This is a genomic window from Candidatus Mycobacterium wuenschmannii, assembly GCF_030252325.1.
GTDB classification, from domain to species: Bacteria; Actinomycetota; Actinomycetes; order Mycobacteriales; family Mycobacteriaceae; genus Mycobacterium; species Mycobacterium wuenschmannii.
The window spans coordinates 3,269,077-3,286,781 of the sequence record NZ_CP126981.1 but is presented as its reverse complement, the minus strand read 5'-3'; the positions used below and the strand labels follow the sequence as shown (position 1 = coordinate 3,286,781).

Below are 17,705 nucleotides of genomic sequence, written 5' to 3'. Positions count from 1 at the left end.
GCCCACTACAGTGGAAGACAGGTACGCGGTGTCGGCGCTAAAGCCGACAATGACGCAGTACCGCTGGTGAGGGAAGAGCAGGTAGACGCCAATGTTCGAACGTTTTACTGACCGTGCCCGCAGGGTTGTCGTCCTGGCGCAAGAAGAGGCCCGGATGCTCAACCACAACTACATCGGCACCGAGCACATTCTGCTGGGCCTCATTCACGAGGGTGAAGGGGTCGCGGCCAAGTCGCTGGAGTCGCTGGGCATCTCGCTCGAAGGTGTCCGTAGTCAGGTCGAGGAGATCATCGGCCAGGGCCAGCAGGCGCCGTCGGGGCACATTCCGTTCACCCCGCGCGCGAAGAAGGTCCTCGAGCTGAGCCTGCGCGAGGCGCTGCAGCTCGGCCACAACTACATCGGCACCGAGCACATTCTTCTCGGCTTGATCCGTGAGGGAGAAGGCGTCGCGGCCCAGGTTCTGGTGAAACTGGGTGCCGAGCTGACCCGGGTGCGCCAACAGGTCATCCAGCTGCTGAGCGGCTACCAGGGCAAGGAGACCGCGGAGGCCGGCACCGGTGGCCGCGGCGGCGAGTCCGGCAGCCCGTCGACGTCGCTGGTGCTCGACCAGTTCGGTCGCAACCTGACCGCGGCGGCCATGGAAGGCAAGCTCGATCCGGTAATCGGCCGCGAGAAGGAAATCGAGCGGGTCATGCAGGTGCTGTCCCGGCGTACCAAGAACAACCCGGTGCTGATCGGTGAGCCCGGTGTCGGTAAGACCGCCGTCGTCGAAGGCCTCGCGCAGGCGATCGTGCACGGCGAGGTTCCCGAGACGCTGAAGGACAAGCAGCTCTACACCCTCGACCTCGGGTCGCTGGTGGCCGGCAGCCGTTACCGCGGTGACTTCGAAGAGCGGCTGAAGAAGGTGCTCAAGGAGATCAACACCCGCGGCGACATCATCCTGTTCATCGACGAGCTGCACACGTTGGTCGGTGCCGGAGCCGCCGAGGGCGCGATCGACGCGGCGTCGATCCTGAAGCCCAAGCTGGCCCGCGGTGAGCTGCAGACGATCGGCGCCACCACGCTCGACGAGTACCGCAAATACATCGAGAAGGACGCCGCCCTGGAGCGCCGGTTCCAGCCGGTCCAGGTCGGCGAGCCCACGGTGGAGCACACCATCGAGATCCTCAAGGGTCTGCGCGACCGCTACGAGGCGCACCACCGGGTGTCGATCACCGACGGCGCGGTGACCGCCGCCGCCACGCTGGCCGACCGCTACATCAACGACAGGTTCCTGCCGGACAAGGCAATCGACCTGATCGACGAGGCCGGCGCGCGGATGCGCATCCGGCGGATGACCGCTCCGCCGGACCTGCGCGAGTTCGACGAGAAGATCGCTGACGCCCGCCGCGAGAAGGAAAGCGCGATCGATGCGCAGGACTTCGAGAAGGCGGCCAGTCTGCGTGACCGCGAGAAGCAGCTCGTCGCGCAGCGTGCCGAGCGTGAAAAGCAGTGGCGCTCGGGCGATCTCGACGTGGTTGCCGAGGTCGACGAGGAGCAGATCGCCGAGGTGCTCGGCAACTGGACCGGCATCCCGGTGTTCAAACTCACCGAGGCCGAGACCACCCGGTTGCTGCGCATGGAAGACGAACTGCACAAGCGGATCATCGGCCAGGAGGACGCGGTCAAGGCCGTCTCCAAGGCGATCCGCCGTACCCGTGCCGGGTTGAAGGACCCCAAGCGCCCGTCCGGCTCGTTCATCTTCGCCGGCCCGTCCGGTGTCGGTAAGACCGAGCTGTCCAAGGCGCTGGCCAACTTCCTGTTCGGCGACGACGACGCGCTCATCCAGATCGACATGGGCGAGTTCCACGACCGGTTCACCGCGTCGCGGCTGTTCGGTGCGCCTCCGGGGTACGTCGGCTACGAAGAGGGTGGCCAGCTGACCGAGAAGGTGCGGCGCAAGCCGTTCTCGGTGGTGCTGTTCGACGAGATCGAGAAGGCCCACCAGGAGATCTACAACAGCCTGTTGCAGGTCCTCGAGGATGGTCGTCTCACCGACGGGCAGGGTCGCACGGTGGACTTCAAGAACACCGTGCTGATCTTCACCTCGAACCTCGGTACCTCCGACATCAGCAAGGCGGTGGGCCTCGGCTTCACCCAGGGTGGTGGCGAGAACAACTACGAGCGGATGAAGCAGAAGGTCAATGACGAGCTGAAGAAGCACTTCCGCCCGGAGTTCCTGAACCGTATCGACGACATCATCGTGTTCCACCAGCTGACTCAGCAGGAGATCATCGAGATGGTCGACCTGATGATCGGCCGAGTCGGCAAGCAGCTCAAGGCCAAGGACATGGCGATGGAGCTCACCGACAAGGCGAAGGCTCTGCTGGCCAAGCGGGGCTTCGACCCGGTGCTGGGTGCCCGTCCGCTGCGCCGGACCATCCAGCGGGAGATCGAGGACCAGCTGTCGGAGAAGATCCTCTTCGAAGAGGTCGGTCCGGGTCAGCTCGTCACCGTCGACGTGGACAACTGGGACGGCGAGGGTGCCGGCGAGGACGCGGTCTTCACCTTCCACGGTGCCCGCAAGCCGGCCGAGTCCGACCTGGCCAGCTCGGGCGCTCACGCCGCGGGCACGACCGACTAACCGAAACCGAAAAGCCGGCTAGCGCAAGGCGTTAGCCGGCTTTCGGCTATTCGGCCGACTCGACGGGCTGATAGCGGGCCTCGACGTCGGCCAGTTTCCAGTACGCGACCGCCCCGACCCAGGTCACGGCGAACAGCGCCAGGATCGCGAGGCCGGCGTTGTTGAGGTCGATGCCGCTGATCCAATTTGTGACCGGGTCGACCCAGTCGAGGTCGTCATGCAGGATCGACACCAGTTCGATCGAACCGATCAGCAGTGCGACCGCGATGGAAAGACCGGTCACGGTGAGGTTGTAGTAGATCTTGCGCACCGGCTGCAGGAATGCCCAGTCGTAGGCCACCGTCATCAGCAGCCCGTCAAGGGTGTCCATCAACGTCATGCCCGCGGCGAACAGCAGCGGCACCACCAGAACCGCGTACCAGGGCAGGCCGGCCGCCGCTCCGCTGCCGGCGAGCGCCAGCAGCGCGACTTCCGTGGCGGTGTCGAAGCCCAAGCCGAACAGCGCGCCGACGGGATACAGCTGAATCGGGCGGGTGATGCGGTTCATCACCGGACGCAGCAGGCGGGCGAAGAATCCCCGATCATTCAGTGCCGCTTCGATTTCGGCGTCCGAATAGGAGCCGCTGCGAAGCTTGGTGAAGGCACGGTAGATACCGATCATCGCGATCACGTTCATGATCGCGATCAGATACAGGAACATCCCCGAAGCCAGGGTCCCGGCGAAGCCGAGCGCGTGCCGGGTCGGCGACGTGTCGTCGGCCAGCGCGCCCACCGCCCGCGCGCCGAGCATGATCAGCACGGCCATCACGAGCACCAGCGTGGAATGGCCCATGGCGAACCAGAAGCCGACCGCCTTGGGGCGCCTGCCGTCGGTCATCAGCTTGCGGGTGGTGTTGTCGATCGCGGCGATGTGGTCCGCGTCGAATGCATGCCGGATGCCGAAAAGGTATGCGGTGAAGCCTAATCCGATGCTGAACAGCTGTGTGCCGGCGCGGTAGCGGTGCGGCGCGATGACGAACACCAGTACCGCGAAGCCCACGACATGCATCAGTGCGATCACGCCGAGCAGCACGCCGATCTCGACGAAGTCTCGACGGTTCCACGTCGACAGCAGTCGCCGGGCGAGGGCTGTCATCAATGCTGCGCGAGCGCCAGGGCGAAGACCTGTTTGGCTATCTGCAGCATCCAACCGGTGATTGCCGGGCCGTGGTCGCGTGGCCAGTTCAGTTGGAAGCTCACCACCCAGGGTTGATGGGTCTTGTCGACCGCATACCAGCTGAACGTCAAATCGCCGGGCAGGCCACCGGCTTTCGACGCCACGTAGGGCCAGTCGTTGCGATCCAGATTGACCCCGGTGCCGGTGTCCAGGATCTTCTTGACGGGTGCGGCCGCGCCCACTGCACCGGCCTGCAGCGCGACATGCACACGGCAGATGTCTTCGGCGCTGCCATACCATTCCGCGCCGATCTCGGAGGCCGGCACGTGGGCGAGGAACGGATCCGGTTGGTAAGTGGCGGAATTGGCCCTCCGCAGCATCTCGGCGCGGTCCGCCGGCGTGCCGTTCTTCCATTGCTCGCGCAGGTCCGGCCGGCCCCAGGCAACGGTGAACAGCTCGTACATCGTCGGGAACGGGGTCATCGCGGCGGGATCGTGATGACCCGTCTTGACGAGGGCGTCGTCGACGGCCTGCGGCCCCACCCTTTCGATCAGCATGTCGGTCGCCATGTTGTCGCTGGTGGCGATCATCTTCTCGGCGGCAGTGCGTACCGAAATCTGATCTCCGACAGCCAGATCCATGCTCGAGCCGACGGCCTTGCCCTTGTCGGTGACGGTCAGCTGGTCGTCCCACGACACGGTCCCGGCCTTGATGGCGTCCGACACGGCGTCGAGGACGTACAGCTTGAAGATCGAGGCCAGCGGCAGCGACAGGTCAGGATTGGTGCCGGCCACCCGATCGCATTGTCCGTCATTGACTTTCGTGGCCTGCCACGAATAGCGGGCATGCGTCTTGCTCAGCACCGCGTCGACGTCCCCGAACTTAGAGATCTTCGGTGGCAGCGTGGTGAGGTCGAAGCCGTCGACCAAGGTGTCGTCGTCGGTGTGAATCCGAACCTCTTGTTCCGCACCGTAAGACGTGGTCAGCTGCAGGGTGGCCGCGCCCGCCTTGATGTCGACCCCGCGCAGCGTGAACGGCCGGTCCCACCAGAGCTTTTCCATCATGGTCTGGACCTGGGTCGCCATCTTGGGTGCCGCCAGGGTGCCGATGCCGACGGGACCGATCTGCCAGTCCGAGTTCAGCATGTCCAGCGTCTGCTGGGCACGCAGACCGGCCGGGGTGCGCATGTCGATCTGCCGGCTGTTGGCGGCCGCGTTGGCCGCGGGCGGGGGTGGCGGTGCGCAACCCGGGGTCAGGGTGAAAAGTAGCGCGGCGGCTGCCAATGCCGTGACCCGGCAACGGTGGGAGCGCCGACGCGGCTTACTGGCCGGATCCGGCAACGTCTAACACAACCTCGAACTCCAGCAGCGACGCGCCGGTTGCCACCGGGTTCTGTCGCTGACCGGCGTGGGCCTCGATGGCCGGGCCGGTGGCCCACGCCTGGAAAGCCTCTTCGGATTCCCATTGGGTCACCACGAAGTAGCGGTCCTCGCCCTTGATCGGGCGGAGCAGCTGAAAGCCGAGGAAACCGGGTGAGTTCTCGACGGCGTGCGCACGGTGGGCGAACCGCTTCTCCAGTTCGGGGCCTGCCTCGGCGGGCACCTCGATTGCGTTGATCTTCACCACTGGCATTGGCAAAGGCTACCGCGCGTGCCAGCGGTGACCCAAAGCGCGCGAAGATAGGCGGATGGCCGCTGATCTGCTCACCCGTCGCGGTGGGCACGGTGAACCGGTGGTTCTGGTACACGGCCTGATGGGCCGCGGCAGCACCTGGTCGCGCCAGCTGCCGTGGCTGACCCGGCTGGGCGCTGTCTACACCTATGACGCCCCCTGGCATCGAGGCCGTGACGTCGAGGACCCGTTTCCGGTCAGCACCGAGCGCTTCGTATCCGACCTCGGTGCCGCCGTCGCCTCGCTGGGCCGCCCGGCCCGGCTGGTCGGGCATTCGATGGGCGGCCTGCACTCGTGGTGCCTCGCCGCCGAGCGACCGGAGCTCGTCTCGGCTCTGGTCGTCGAGGACATGGCGCCGGATTTCCGCGGCCGCACCACCGGGCCGTGGGAACCCTGGCTGCACAGCCTGCCGGTCGAGTTCGAGTCCGCCGAGCAGGTGCTGGCCGAATTCGGCGACATCGCGGGCCGGTATTTCCTCGAGGCCTTCGACCGGACCGAAACGGGGTGGCGGCTGCACGGGCAGATGGCCCGGTGGGTCGAGATCGCCGCACAGTGGGGCACCCGCGACTATTGGTCGCAATGGCGGGCGGTGCGGGCACCCGCGCTGCTGGTCGAGGCGGGCAACTCGGTGGCGCCCCAAGGGCAGATGGCGCAGATGAGCGAGAACGGTTACCGCACAACCTATTTGCGCGTACCCGAGGCCGGGCATCTGGTGCACGACGACGCGCCGGACGTCTACCGAGAGGCGGTCGAGAGGTTCCTGGCCTAGCCCTCTTCGCCGGCCAGTGCGTAGCGCCCGTCGCTGGTCCTGGCCACCAGGCCGTCGGCGAGCAGCGACTCCAGGGCCCGGTCACGCTGCACCGTATCGCGTAGCCAGACGATGTCGAGTTGATCCCGGGTGACCGGTAAGTCGTTGTCGCGCAACACATCCATCAGTCGCCCGCGCACCTGTCGGTCGGTGCCCGCATAACCCTGGGGCTTGCGGGCCGGGCCCTCCGATGGCGGGAAGCCGGCCGATCGCCATTGGCAAACGCTCAGCGGGCAGATCCCGCACTTGGGGCTGCGGGCTGTGCACACCGTGGCGCCCAGTTCCATCAGTGCGGCCGAAAAGACATGCGCCGTGGCGTCATTGGGCAGCAGTGCCGAGACGTCGGCGTGGTCGCGGGTCGCTGACGCCGGCCCCGCATCGGCCTTACCGTGCACCACGCGGGCCACCACCCGGCGCACGTTGGTGTCGACCACCGGCACCGACTGCTGATAGGCGAAGCACGCCATCGCTCGGGCGGTATATGCGCCTACGCCGGGCAGCGTGAGCAGGGTCTCAACGTCGTCGGGAACCTGGTCGCCGTGATCGCGCGCGATTGCGATCGCGCACTCGTGCAGTCGCTTGGCCCGCCGCGGGTAGCCGAGCTTGCCCCAGGCCCGCACCACGTCGGCCGAGGTGGCCGCGGCCGTCGCCGAGGGAGTCGGCCAACGCGCGATCCAGTCCAGCCAGATCGGCTCGACCCGCGATACCGGTGTTTGCTGCAGCATGAATTCACTAACCATGATTTGCCACGGCGTCACATCGGGCTTTCGCCACGGCAGATCGCGACCGGACCGGGCGTACCAGTCCAAGAGTTCACTATGCGTTACCACGAGCGTCACGGCCGACTACGGCACAATGAGCGCCATGCCGAATACCGATCCCGTGACTGCGTGGAAAGCACTCAAAGAGGGTAACGAGCGCTTCGTCGCCGGCCAGCCCGAACACCCGAGCCAGAGCATCCAGCACCGGGCCAGCCTGGCCAAGGGGCAGAAGCCCACGACGGCGCTGTTCGGCTGCGGCGACAGCCGGGTGGCCGCGGAGCTCATCTTCGACCAGGGTCTCGGGGACATGTTCGTGGTGCGGACGGCCGGCCACGTCATCGACTCGTCGGTGCTGGGGTCGCTGGAATTCGCGGTGGGCGCGCTGGGCGTCTCGGTGATCGTCATTCTCGGCCATGACAGCTGCGGCGCGGTCAAGGCGACGCTCGCCGCGCTCGACGACGGCGCGCTGCCCGGTGGCTACGTGCGCGACCTGGTCGAGCGCGTCGCACCGTCGATCCTGCTCGGCCGCCGCGAAGGCCTCAGCCGGGCCGACGAGTTCGAGGCGCGCCACGTGGTGGAGACCGGCACGCAACTGGTCGAGCGTTCGTCGGCCATCGCCGCCGCGGTTGCCGCCGGCGACCTGGCGATCGTCGGCGCCACCTATCACCTCGCGGACGGGCGCGTGGTGATCCGCAACATCATCGGCGACGTCGGCGACAAGGTCGACGTCTAGAACGAGTTGGTCAGGTAGAGCTCCAGGGAGTTGAACACGCTCTCCAGGAGCCCGCTGTCGGCCGCGCCGTGCTCGAACACCGCGCTGAGCCACGCCGCGGCGTCGTTGAAGGTGTCGGGGATGTCGATGTTGGTGATCATGTGGTCGAACGTCGTGACCCCGGCTGCGATCTCCTCGGGCGTCATACCCAGGTATTCGACGTGGGGGACGAACAGGCCGTACAGCGGTCCGAGTATGCCGTTTTGGTCCCAAACGTTTTGGAAGTCGGCGACCCCGTCGCCGTCCAGGGTGTAGATCGTCGTCGGGTAGATGTCGTCCGGCGTGACGTTGCCGAGGACGCCGTCGAACCCGAAGGCGGTCAGCAGGGTGTGGGTGAAACTGGTCCCGAACAGCGGTTCCAGGTCGGCGACCAGGTTGGGCCACACGCCGGTCTCGGCCAGTGACGGGTCGCCGATGAACACGAAGTGCAGATCCTCGGTGGGAATGCCGTCGGCTTGTAGTTGCGCCATCGCGATGGACTCCGCGGTGGCGCTCTGCGAGTAGCCGAAGATCGTCAGCGGATGGTCGGCATCGAAAGCGCCGACCTGGAGTTCGTGCTCCACGGCGAGAACGACGTCGTCGGCGGCGGTGAGGCTGCTCGGCCCCTGCTGGATCAGTTCCGGCGTCGTCAGCACCTGCAGCGGCGCGCTGCACGGGTCGGTCGCGATCATGTCGCAGACCGTGGAAGACATCGCGCCGCCGTCGAAGCCGAGCGGATGCAGGTACAGGTTCTCGACGGCCTGGGCGAACTCGGTCGACGGCGTCGGCTCGGTGGTTCCACCGAGGATGAGCGCGGTGTCGCTGTAGGCCAGCGGGCCGAGCAGCGTGTCGTCGGCGCGAGCGGCCTGACTGGCGAGCAGGCCGGCGACGCCGGTCAGCAGGCCGACGGCGGCGAATTTCCTGAGCTTCCGGGGCGCGTTCATAGAAACTTCTTATCTGAAGTTCAGGCGCGATTTGGGGAGTTCTACATCTTCGGTGCGACGAGGCCGTGATCGTAGGCATAGACGATCGCCGCCGAGCGATCGCGCAGCTGCAGTTTGACGAAGATCCGGCCGATGTGGCTCTTGACGGTCAGCTCCGAGATGCACAGTTCGTCGGCGATCTCAGTGTTGTTGCGGCCCAAGCCAATCAGGCGAAGCACGGCACGCTCCCTGGCGGTCACCTCGGCCACGTCGACGGTCGAGTGCTCACCGGCCACCCGGCGATAGGTGCTCAGCACCCGCGACGTGACCGCCTGGTCGAGGTAGCTGTCGCCCTCGGCGACCGCGCGCACGGCCCGGATCAACTCCTCGGCCGAGGAGTCCTTGAGCACGAACCCGGACGCGCCCGCCCGCAGCGCGCCGGACAGCAATTCGTCGTCGTTGAAGGTGGTCAGCGCCAAAACCGGGGGCGACCCCGCCGCGGTGAGCCTGCGCGTCGCCTCGATGCCGTCGACCCGCTTCATCCGCAGGTCCATCACCACCACGTCGGGCCGGTGCCGGGCAACGGCATCCGGGACCTCGTCGCCGTCGCCGCATTCGGCAACGATGACGAATCCGTCCTTGCGGCGCAGGATCCGCCGCAGCCCGGAACGGACCAGTTCCTGGTCGTCGACCAGCAGTACTGCGATGTCAGGGGTACCCATGTCAGCGGCCGCACCGCCACGAATTCGCCTCGCCCAGAGGTATTTCCGCCCGCACCGACCAGCCCTGGCGGCACGGGCCGGCGTCGAGGACGCCACCGAGCAGTTCGACCCGCTGCCGCATTCCGACCAGGCCGCGGCCATCGTGCTGGGACAGCGCCACCGGCTCGGGCGCCGGTGCCTCGTTGATCACCGTCAGTGACGCGCTCGTCGACGAAATCGACAGTCCGACATCGGTTGTGGAGGTGGCCGCGTGCTTGGCGATGTTGGCCAGCGACTCCTGTGCGATGCGGTAGAGCGCCAGGCCGACCGCGGCCGAGACCTGCTCGGTCTGCCCTTCGCTACGAAGTGTGACGGGCAGCCCGGCCGAGACGAAATCGTCTACCAGACCGGGGATGTCGGCGACGCCCGGCTCGGGCGCAAGCCTTGTCGGGCTCGCCTCGAGCAGGTCGACCGTGCGCCTGATGTCGGCCATCGCCTGGCGGCCCAGGCGTTCGGCGTCGACCAGCGCGCCGACCGCGTCGTCGATGTCACCGTCCTGTTGCAGCGCATGCCGCGCCCCGGTGACATGCAGCATGGTCACCGACAGCGAGTGCGCGATCACGTCGTGGACCTCGCGCGCGATGCGCCGCCGTTCGTCGGCAGCGGCGTGCTCGGCCAGATCGGCCTGCAGTTCGCGCTGGCTCACCAGTAGCTGGTGTTGCCGCCGCATCTGGTAGCCCATCAACCAGCCCAACGCGACAAAGCCAAGGTACAGCGCCACCCCGTCGAGCCGGTGGGTTGCCGTGGCGGCCGCGAGCAACGCCACCGCGGCCACGAAAGATGCTGCAGCCCAACGTTGTCGGGTCAGCGATGCGACGCACCCGACCATCAGCACCAGTAGCAGCGGCGCGAGGTCCACGCTGATCGGCGTCGACGTGGCGAACAGCAGCAGCGCGCTCGATGCCCACCACGTCACGCCCACCAGCGGTGGGCTGATCCTGACCGCGGCGACGACGAACAGCGCCAGTTGGACGAGTGCCAGCGACGCGGCAGCGGCGGAGACCGGCAGGTCGGCCCGGTCGCGCTGCAGGGTCGACCCGATCAACGTGAGCACCAGGCAGGCTTGGATCATCATCACGAACAGCCACGAATACTGGTCCGGAATCAGCCCCTCGCGGCTCCGGAACCAGCTGCGCGCATACTCGACTGCCCGAGTCACCGGATCATCGTAGAAGGATGTGCCGTCGCCGACATCCTGCTGTGGTCGTAAAGCGCGTGCGACTCCGGTAGGAGCGGGTAGTTCGAACCGCGGCACGATGCCGGGACCGCCGCGCGTCCCTAGCGTCATCCTGATGACGTGGCGCAGCGCCGAAAAGGCCGGAATCGGTTTTGATTTCAGCGACCCCTTCGCACGACTGGCGAGGTTCAGTAGTCGCTATGCCGTGCTGGTCGTGCTGGGCTGGATCGCGGTGGCCGCGGTGGCCAACCTGGCGGTGCCACAGCTGGAACGGGTCGTCGCCGCGCACGCCCGGTCCTTCATGCCGACCGAGGCGGCCAGCGCGGTCGCGGCGAAGCGGTCCGCGGAGCTGTTCGGCGGTGCGCCCAGCAACAACCTGGATTACGTTGTGCTGAAACGCGGTCGACCGTTGCAACCGGTCGACCGCCAGTACTACGACACATTGGTGACGGCGTTACGCGCCGACACCCAGCACGTCTACGCGGTCACCGACCTGTGGGCGGATCCGATCACCAAGTCGGCCGCCGAAAGCCGCGACGGACGGGCGGCCGACCTCATGATCCGGTTGTCCGGGATGCTGGGCACGGCGGAGGCGGCCGCCTCGGTCGACGTCGTGCGGGCCACCGTGCACCGGCTCGATCCGCCTCCGGGACTGCGCGTCTACGTCACCGGCCCGGGCGGGACTCTCACCGACGAGTTCGCCGCCATCGATCATCAGATGCTGCTGATCACCGCGGCAACCGTCCTGGTGATCATGCTGCTGCTGTTCGCCGTCTACCGCTCCACGATCACCGCCGCGATCCCGTTGATCTCGGTGGGCCTGGCGCTGGCGGTCGCCCGTCCGGTGATCGCTCTGCTCGGCAACCACGGCGCGGTCGAGGTGTCACTGTTCTCGGTGGCGCTGGTCGCCGCGATGATCCTCGGCGCCGGAACCGATTACGCGATCTTCCTGATCGGCCGCTACCAGGAGGGCCGTCGGCGCGGCACCGAGCGGGCCACCGCTCTCGTCGTCGCGTATCGCGGTGTGGCGCCGGTGGTGATCGGCTCGGCGTTGACGATGTCGACGGCGCTGGCCTGCCTGAGCCTGGCCGAGGTCGGTATGTTTCGGAGCACCGGAATACCCTGCGCGATAGGGGTTCTGGTCAGCATGACCGCGGCGCTGACGCTGACGCCGGCCTTGGTCGACCTGGCCGGTCGGCGTGGGATGCTCGAGCCGCGGCGATCGACTGCCGGCCGCCGGTGGCGGCGCATCGGCGTGGTCGTCGCGCGGTGGCCCGGCCCGGTGCTGGTGGCCAGCGGTGCGCTGATCGCGGTCCTGACCCTGCCGCTGGCCGGCATGCGGACCGGATGGAACGAGCCGGAGGCCACCCCGGCGAACGCCGAGTCGAATGCCGGCTACGCGGCTATGGCACAACACTTTCCGCAGAATCGGCTGCTACCCGACATCGTGACGGTCGAAACCGACCACGACCTGCGCAACTCCGCCGGCCTGATCGCGGTCGAGCGAATCACCCGGCAGGTCATGGCAATTCCCGGCGTCCGCATGGTGCAGTCGGCCAGCAGGCCGGCCGGTACCGTTCCCGACGAAGCCACGCTGAGCTATCAGGCCGGTGTGATCGGCCAGCGGTTCGGTGATCAGATCGACGACGTCGTGCGGCGACTCCGGCGAGTGGGTGATCTGGACGCGATCCTCGCGCAAATGACATCCGCAGTGGACCAGCTCAATCGCGGCATGCAGGGTAGCGCCGGCGGCCTTCGTGAGATCGGTTCGGGCGCAGACGATATGCGCGCGGGTATCGGCGGTATCCGAGACAACGTCGAAACCATGTCGGGCTATCTGACGCCGCTGCGCAACTTCGTCAACGCCACACCGAACTGCCCCGACAACGTGATCTGCGCGCTGGTGTCCAAAGTCGTGCAGCCCGTCGACTCCGTCATCCAGAGTTCGGGCGAACTAGCTAGCGGCGCAGACAAACTCAGGTCAGGAGCGCGTGCGACCACGACCTCGTTTGGGCAAATGCCGCTGGCCCTGCAGTCGATGCGCGATGTGCTGGGTCAAGCCAGGGCGGCGAGCACCGAACTGCGCGGTCTCACCGACTCGATCGGCCCACAGGTGCGCCAGGTGTCGGACTATCTGCGTGAACTCGACGCCGGATTCCGGGGCAGCGCCGCGGGTGGTTTCTATCTGCCGGACCGCGCGCTGTCCGATCCCCGGTTTCGGGCCGCCCTGAACGACCTGGTCTCGCGCGATGGCCGCGTGACGTATCTGGTGGTCTACGGCGACGGGGAGGAGTGGGGTGCCGACGGCGCGCAGCGTGCCCGCCAGATCCAGTCCGCGGTCGCGGAGGCGACCAAGGAGGGCACCGTGACGCCGACGTCGGTCGGCCTGGCCGGGGTCGGGCCCGCGACCCGGGATCTGCAGGGCCTGGTCCACGGCGATGTGGTGCTCCTGGTCGGTGCGACGCTGGCGCTGATCTTCCTGATCGTCGCGATGATGCTGCGCAGTCCGGTGGCCGCGCTGGCGGTGGTCGGCACGGTGATCGTGTCGTTTGCCTCGGCGCTCGGCCTCAGCGTGCTGGTCAGTCAGCAGCTGCTCGGCAAACCGCTGCACTGGGCGGTGGCGCCGATGGCCTTCATCGCGCTGGTCGCGGTCGGCGCCGACTACAACCTGCTGCTGGCGATGCGGATCCGGGAGGAGCTGGGCGCGGGTATTCGCACGGGCATCGTTCGGGCGTTTTCGGCGACCGGCGGAGTCGTGACGACCGCCGGGATCGTGTTCGGTATGACGATGTTCGCGCTGGCCGGCAGCACGGTGCTCAGCATCGAGCAGGTAGGTCTGACGGTCGGGATCGGGTTGCTGCTCGACACGTTGATCGTGCGGACGTTCCTGCTGCCGTCCATGGTGGTGCTGCTGGGGCGATGGTTCTGGTGGCCATTACTGCCTCAGTCGGCTGCTAAGTCCGCGACACGCCGCGTCAGGTCGACCGTGTCGGCGTGACCTGGCCTTACCGTGGAAACGTGCTGGATCTGGAACCGCGGGGCCCGCTACCGCCGGAGATCTACTGGCGACGCCGGGGGCTGGCGATCGGGATCGCCGTCGTCGTGGTTGCCATCGTGGTCGCGATCATCGTCGCCGTCCTGAGCGGCGGCTCGAGCGGTAACACCGCCCCCGCCAAGAAGCCGACGCAGAACGCGCAGGGCGCGAGCCCCGAAGTCAAGACGCAGATCGAGGCCCCCGCCGGTGAAGACGCCGGTCAGCCACCGGAGACGCCGACTGCCGCTGTGCAGCCGCCGCCGGTGCTGAACGCCGGTGACGACTGCCCGGACTCCACGCTGGCCGTCAAGGGCCTCACCAACCAGCCGCAGTACGCGCTCGGTGACCAGCCGAAATTCGTCATGGTCGTCACCAACATCGGGCTGGTGGCCTGCAAGCGTGACGTCGGGGCCGCGGTGCTCGCCGCCTACGTCTACTCGCTGGACAACAAGCGGCTCTGGTCCAACCTGGACTGCGCGCCGTCCAACGAGACTCTGGTCAAGACATTCGCGCCCGGCGAGCAGGTCACCACCGCCGTCACATGGACCGGGATGGGGTCGGCGCCGCACTGCCCGTTGCCGCGGCCGGCGATCGGACCAGGCACCTACAACCTTGTCGTGCAGCTGGGAAACCTTCGCTCCCTTGCTGTTCCGTTCATCATGGCTCCGGCGCCGCCTCCAGGTGCCGCGCCGCCTCCGGCGCCCGGACCGCCCGCACAGGGCCCGCTGCCCGGCCCGCCGCCCGCACCCGGGGGCTGACAACTCAGAGCGCTGGATCGCCGATCGTCGATTCGGCCAACTGCGACAAGCCTTCTCGCACATGGCGTGCCCAGATCTCGCCGATACCCTCGACCGCCTCGAGATCGCCGGCGCTGGCGGCCAGCAGGCCCTGCAGCGAGCCGAACTCGCGGACCAGTCGATCGGCGTGGGCGAACTGCAGTCGCGGGATCTCCGACATCGCCCGATAGCCACGTGAGCTGACCGCCGAGTCCTGCGCCTCGGCCGTCGACGGGTAGCCGAAAACCCTTGCCATCGTTGTGAAGTCGAGCAGTTCAGCGTCCGACATACCGTCCAGCTCGTCGAGCGTGGTGGCGACCTCGGCCTTGGACAGCGGCTCGGGGTTGGCGTGGTAATCGCGGACGATCAGCTCGCGCGACGCATCGTTGCCGCCCAGCAACTCCTCGAGCTGCAGCCGTAGTTGACGGCCGTCGGTACCCAGCTCCACGACCTCGTTGTCGAGTTCGACACCGATTCGGCGGACCAGTTCGAGCCGCTGCACCACCGTCATCACGTCGCGCAGCGTGACGAAATCCTCGATCTCCGCGCGGGACAGCTGCCGGCTGACCTCGTCGAGCCGCGCCTTATAGCGCTCCAGCGTGGCGATGGCCTGGTTGGCGCGCGACAGGATTGTCGACGAGTCGGCCAGCACGTGGCGTTCGCCGCTGAGGTAGACGGTCACGATGCTCATCGAGTGGCTCACCGAGATCACCGGGTAGCCGGTCTGGCTCGCCGCCCGTTCCGCCGAGCGGTGCCGGGTGCCGGACTCGTCGGTGGGGATCGACGGGTCGGGCACCAGCTGCACGTTGGCCCGCAGGATCTTGCTGCCGTCGGTGGACAACACCACCGCGCCGTCCATCTTGCACAGCTCGCGCAGCCGGGTCGGGGCGTAGCGAACATCCAGCGAGAAACCGCCGTCGCAGATCGCCTCGACGCTGTCGTCGTAGCCGAGGACTATCAGCGCACCGGTGCGACCGCGCAGGATGCGTTCCAGGCCATCGCGCAGCGCGGTACCCGGCGCAAGCCGTGCGACCGCCTCACGCAGGGTGGGGCGGTGCTGTGGCGCCGAGCCGTTCGAGGAGGATTTGCCGACAGTCATCACCCCTCATTGTGCGCTGTCCGTGTCGCGTCCAAGGGATAAGGGGCCGCGGGAGGCCTCTCGGGACGCTCCGCGATGTCGAGAACGTGCTGCAGCGCCTCGCCGATGTGGGGGGCCTGCAGCACCGTGATGCCCGGCGGAACGGAGACGCTGCCCGACGGGATCAGCGCGGTCGTGAAGCCCTGCCGGGCGGCTTCGGCCAGGCGGCGTTCCATGCCGCTGACCCGCCGCAGGTCGCCGGCCAGCCCGACCTCGCCGATCATCACCGCGGTCGCCGGCATCGGCAGGTTCGCGTATGCCGAAGCCAGTGCCACCGCGACCGCGAGGTCCGAGGACGGGTCGGTCAGCCGCATGCCGCCCACCGTGGACAGGTACACGTCGTTGACGGCGATCCGGAGCCGGGCATGCTTCTCCAGCACGGCGGCGATCATCGCGGCCCGGGCGTGGTCGATGCCGCTGACCGCGCGACGCGGCGAGCCGCCCGACGGGGTGGCCAGCAGCGCCTGGATCTCGCCGACCAGTGGCCGCTTGCCGTCCAACGTCACGGTGATCGCCGTTCCCGGAACCGGCTGCGGCCGCTGATCCAGGAAGAGCCCCGACGGATCCGTGACCCCTTCGATCCCGCTGTCCTGCAACAGGAAACAGCCGACCTCTTCTGCCGCGCCGAAGCGGTTCTTCACGCCGCGGACCATGCGCAGCAGCGAGTTGCGGTCGCCCTCGAAGTGCAGCACCACGTCGACCAGGTGCTCGAGCGAGCGTGGACCCGCGATGGCGCCGTCCTTGGTGACGTGGCCGATCAGAATCAACGGCACCCCAGTGGTTTTCGCCGCCGCGGTCAGCGCCGTGGTCACCGCGCGCACCTGCGTCACCCCGCCGGCGACACCGTCGGAATCGGGGCTGGCCATCGTCTGCACCGAGTCGACGACCACCAGCGAGGGCTGGACCGCGTCGATATGCCCGAGCACCGCATGCAGATCCGAGTCCGCGGCCAGATACAGCTCGTCGTGGCTGCAGCCGGTCCGGTCCGCCCGCATCCGGATCTGCCCTCGCGACTCCTCGCCGGAGATGTAGAGCGCGCGCCGCCCGGCCGCGGCCCACTGATGGGCGACCTTGAGTAGCAGCGTCGACTTGCCGACCCCAGGATCACCGGCGAGCAGGGTGACCGAGCCCGGCACCACCCCGCCACCCAGGACGCGGTCGAGCTCGTCAATTCCGGTGGGGCAGTGGCGGGTTCCGTCCGACTCGACCGAACTGATCGGAATCGCGGCCGACGCGGGACTCATCGCCGGGCGGGTGCCGCCACGGACAGCGCTGAGCACGGTGACCTCGTCGACGGAGCCCCAGGTTCCGCACTCCAGGCAGCGGCCGACCCACTTTGCGGTGACATGACGGCATTCCGAGCACCGGTATTGCGAACGTGCCTTGGCCACCCGCTGACGGTATCGGTCAGGTGTGACAGAACCGCGGAGGTTAGCGGTGTGAGCCTTCTTCCGGCGCCGAGATCGGCACGGCCACGCTCACGGTGCCGGCCTTTTCGAAGTTGAAGGTGAAGTCGTAGTTCGGGCCATTGGTGATCGGCTTGCTCAGCGCGATGGTGGCCTTGACCGTCTCCCCGTTCTCGACCGCGCGGTCCGACCGCTTGGTCTCGCCGTTCTGGCCGCCGAAGAACAGCACCCCGCTCGGGTGCAGCGTCGGGTCGCCGGTGACGGTCACCTTGCCGATGTCGGTGGTGACGCCGACCAGCTTGTCGGTGATGTCAGGCGACTGGTTGACGGCGACCAGGACCAGATCGACCGTCGCGCCCGGGCGGAGGTAGTCACCGGTCTGCAGCGCCTGGATGTGCACGTTGCGCAGTGCGACGTTCTTGACCGTCGCCTGATTGCCGTCGACGGCAGATTGCTGCATCGCGGTCTGCGAGAGCTGGCCGGCGCCGCATCCGGAGATCGCGACGGCGCCGATCACGGCTCCGGACGCCAGCACGGCAAGCTTTGCCGAGCGACGAGATCTCGAGACGCGGTTGTCGAAGCGGTTCACTCAAAGCCTCCTGCTCGGCCCTCGAACGCCCTGCGGTTCGACTATGCACAGTAGTAGGTCGGCCCGGCCGGTGGAAGCTGAGGGCGGCGAAGGTGCGCGCAGGCGGTTGGAGCAGGGCAGTAACAAGTTTC

15 protein-coding genes are annotated in these 17,705 nt (G+C 67.7%); 5 read left to right on the top strand and 10 right to left on the bottom strand.

Annotated features, from left to right (window positions below; translation table 11 throughout):
• Positions 1–91: 91 nt before the first annotated feature.
• Complete coding sequence (gene clpC1, locus PT015_RS15730; protein ID WP_285185622.1) at positions 92–2,623, top strand: ATP-dependent protease ATP-binding subunit ClpC; 2,532 nt, start codon at positions 92–94, stop codon at positions 2,621–2,623.
• A gap of 46 nt (positions 2,624–2,669) precedes the next feature.
• On the opposite strand, the gene PT015_RS15725 is transcribed toward clpC1, so the two are convergent.
• Genes PT015_RS15725 through mhuD form a run of 3 tightly spaced genes read right to left on the bottom strand, consistent with a single transcriptional unit; the run spans position 2,670 to position 5,411 of the window.
• A complete protein-coding gene (locus PT015_RS15725; RefSeq protein ID WP_285185621.1) occupies positions 2,670–3,758 on the bottom strand; it encodes a Nickel transporter NicT in 1,089 nt (362 codons plus the stop codon).
• A complete protein-coding gene (locus PT015_RS15720; protein ID WP_285185620.1) occupies positions 3,758–5,119 on the bottom strand; it encodes a serine hydrolase in 1,362 nt (453 codons plus the stop codon). The genes PT015_RS15725 and PT015_RS15720 overlap by 1 nt, the downstream gene beginning before the upstream one ends.
• Positions 5,100–5,411, bottom strand: a complete 312-nt coding sequence (gene mhuD / locus PT015_RS15715) for a mycobilin-forming heme oxygenase MhuD (RefSeq protein WP_285185619.1) — start codon at positions 5,409–5,411, stop codon at positions 5,100–5,102. The genes PT015_RS15720 and mhuD overlap by 20 nt, the downstream gene beginning before the upstream one ends.
• 55 nt (positions 5,412–5,466) lie before the next feature.
• Here mhuD and PT015_RS15710 point away from each other — a divergent pair, with 55 nt between their 5' ends.
• Positions 5,467–6,219, top strand: coding sequence for an alpha/beta fold hydrolase (locus PT015_RS15710; RefSeq protein WP_285185617.1), 753 nt, complete (start codon positions 5,467–5,469; stop codon positions 6,217–6,219).
• Here PT015_RS15710 and PT015_RS15705 read toward each other — a convergent pair.
• Positions 6,216–7,067 carry an HhH-GPD family protein gene (locus PT015_RS15705; protein ID WP_285191134.1) on the bottom strand — a complete coding sequence of 284 codons (852 nt, stop codon included), beginning with the start codon at positions 7,065–7,067 and terminating at the stop codon, positions 6,216–6,218. The two genes, PT015_RS15710 and PT015_RS15705, sit on opposite strands and share 4 nt — an antisense overlap.
• 55 nt (positions 7,068–7,122) lie before the next feature.
• On the opposite strand from PT015_RS15705, the gene PT015_RS15700 reads away from it, so the two are divergent.
• Positions 7,123–7,752, top strand: coding sequence for a carbonic anhydrase (locus PT015_RS15700; protein ID WP_285185615.1), 630 nt, complete (start codon positions 7,123–7,125; stop codon positions 7,750–7,752).
• Here PT015_RS15700 and PT015_RS15695 read toward each other — a convergent pair.
• The 3 genes from PT015_RS15695 to PT015_RS15685 are packed head-to-tail and all read right to left on the bottom strand — an operon-like array spanning position 7,749 to position 10,529.
• A complete protein-coding gene (locus PT015_RS15695; RefSeq protein WP_285185614.1) occupies positions 7,749–8,714 on the bottom strand; it encodes a PE-PPE domain-containing protein in 966 nt (321 codons plus the stop codon). The two genes, PT015_RS15700 and PT015_RS15695, sit on opposite strands and share 4 nt — an antisense overlap.
• 41 nt (positions 8,715–8,755) lie before the next feature.
• A complete protein-coding gene (locus PT015_RS15690) occupies positions 8,756–9,415 on the bottom strand; it encodes a response regulator transcription factor (protein WP_285185613.1) in 660 nt (219 codons plus the stop codon).
• 1 nt (position 9,416) lies between these two features.
• Positions 9,417–10,529 (bottom strand): sensor histidine kinase, encoded by a 1,113-nt coding sequence (locus PT015_RS15685; RefSeq protein ID WP_313825895.1) that lies wholly within the window; start codon positions 10,527–10,529, stop codon positions 9,417–9,419.
• A gap of 217 nt (positions 10,530–10,746) precedes the next feature.
• On the opposite strand from PT015_RS15685, the gene PT015_RS15680 reads away from it, so the two are divergent.
• Together PT015_RS15680 and PT015_RS15675 are read left to right on the top strand one after the other, a co-directional pair.
• Positions 10,747–13,629 carry an MMPL/RND family transporter gene (locus tag PT015_RS15680; protein ID WP_285185611.1) on the top strand — a complete coding sequence of 961 codons (2,883 nt, stop codon included), beginning with the start codon at positions 10,747–10,749 and terminating at the stop codon, positions 13,627–13,629.
• Positions 13,630–13,649: 20 nt separating this feature from the next.
• Positions 13,650–14,423: a hypothetical protein gene (locus PT015_RS15675; protein ID WP_285185610.1), complete on the top strand. Its 774-nt coding sequence runs from the start codon at positions 13,650–13,652 to the stop codon at positions 14,421–14,423.
• Positions 14,424–14,427: 4 nt separating this feature from the next.
• On the opposite strand, the gene disA is transcribed toward PT015_RS15675, so the two are convergent.
• Genes disA through PT015_RS15660 form a run of 3 tightly spaced genes read right to left on the bottom strand, consistent with a single transcriptional unit; the run spans position 14,428 to position 17,574 of the window.
• Positions 14,428–15,540, bottom strand: a complete 1,113-nt coding sequence (gene disA, locus PT015_RS15670) for a DNA integrity scanning diadenylate cyclase DisA (RefSeq protein WP_285185608.1) — start codon at positions 15,538–15,540, stop codon at positions 14,428–14,430.
• Complete coding sequence (gene radA, locus PT015_RS15665; RefSeq protein ID WP_285185606.1) at positions 15,540–16,970, bottom strand: DNA repair protein RadA; 1,431 nt, start codon at positions 16,968–16,970, stop codon at positions 15,540–15,542. The genes disA and radA overlap by 1 nt, the downstream gene beginning before the upstream one ends.
• A 40-nt stretch (positions 16,971–17,010) precedes the next feature.
• The gene (locus PT015_RS15660; protein WP_285185605.1) at positions 17,011–17,574 is read right to left on the bottom strand and encodes a hypothetical protein; all 564 of its coding nucleotides are present in this window, start codon (positions 17,572–17,574) and stop codon (positions 17,011–17,013) included.
• Positions 17,575–17,705 lie beyond the last annotated feature (131 nt).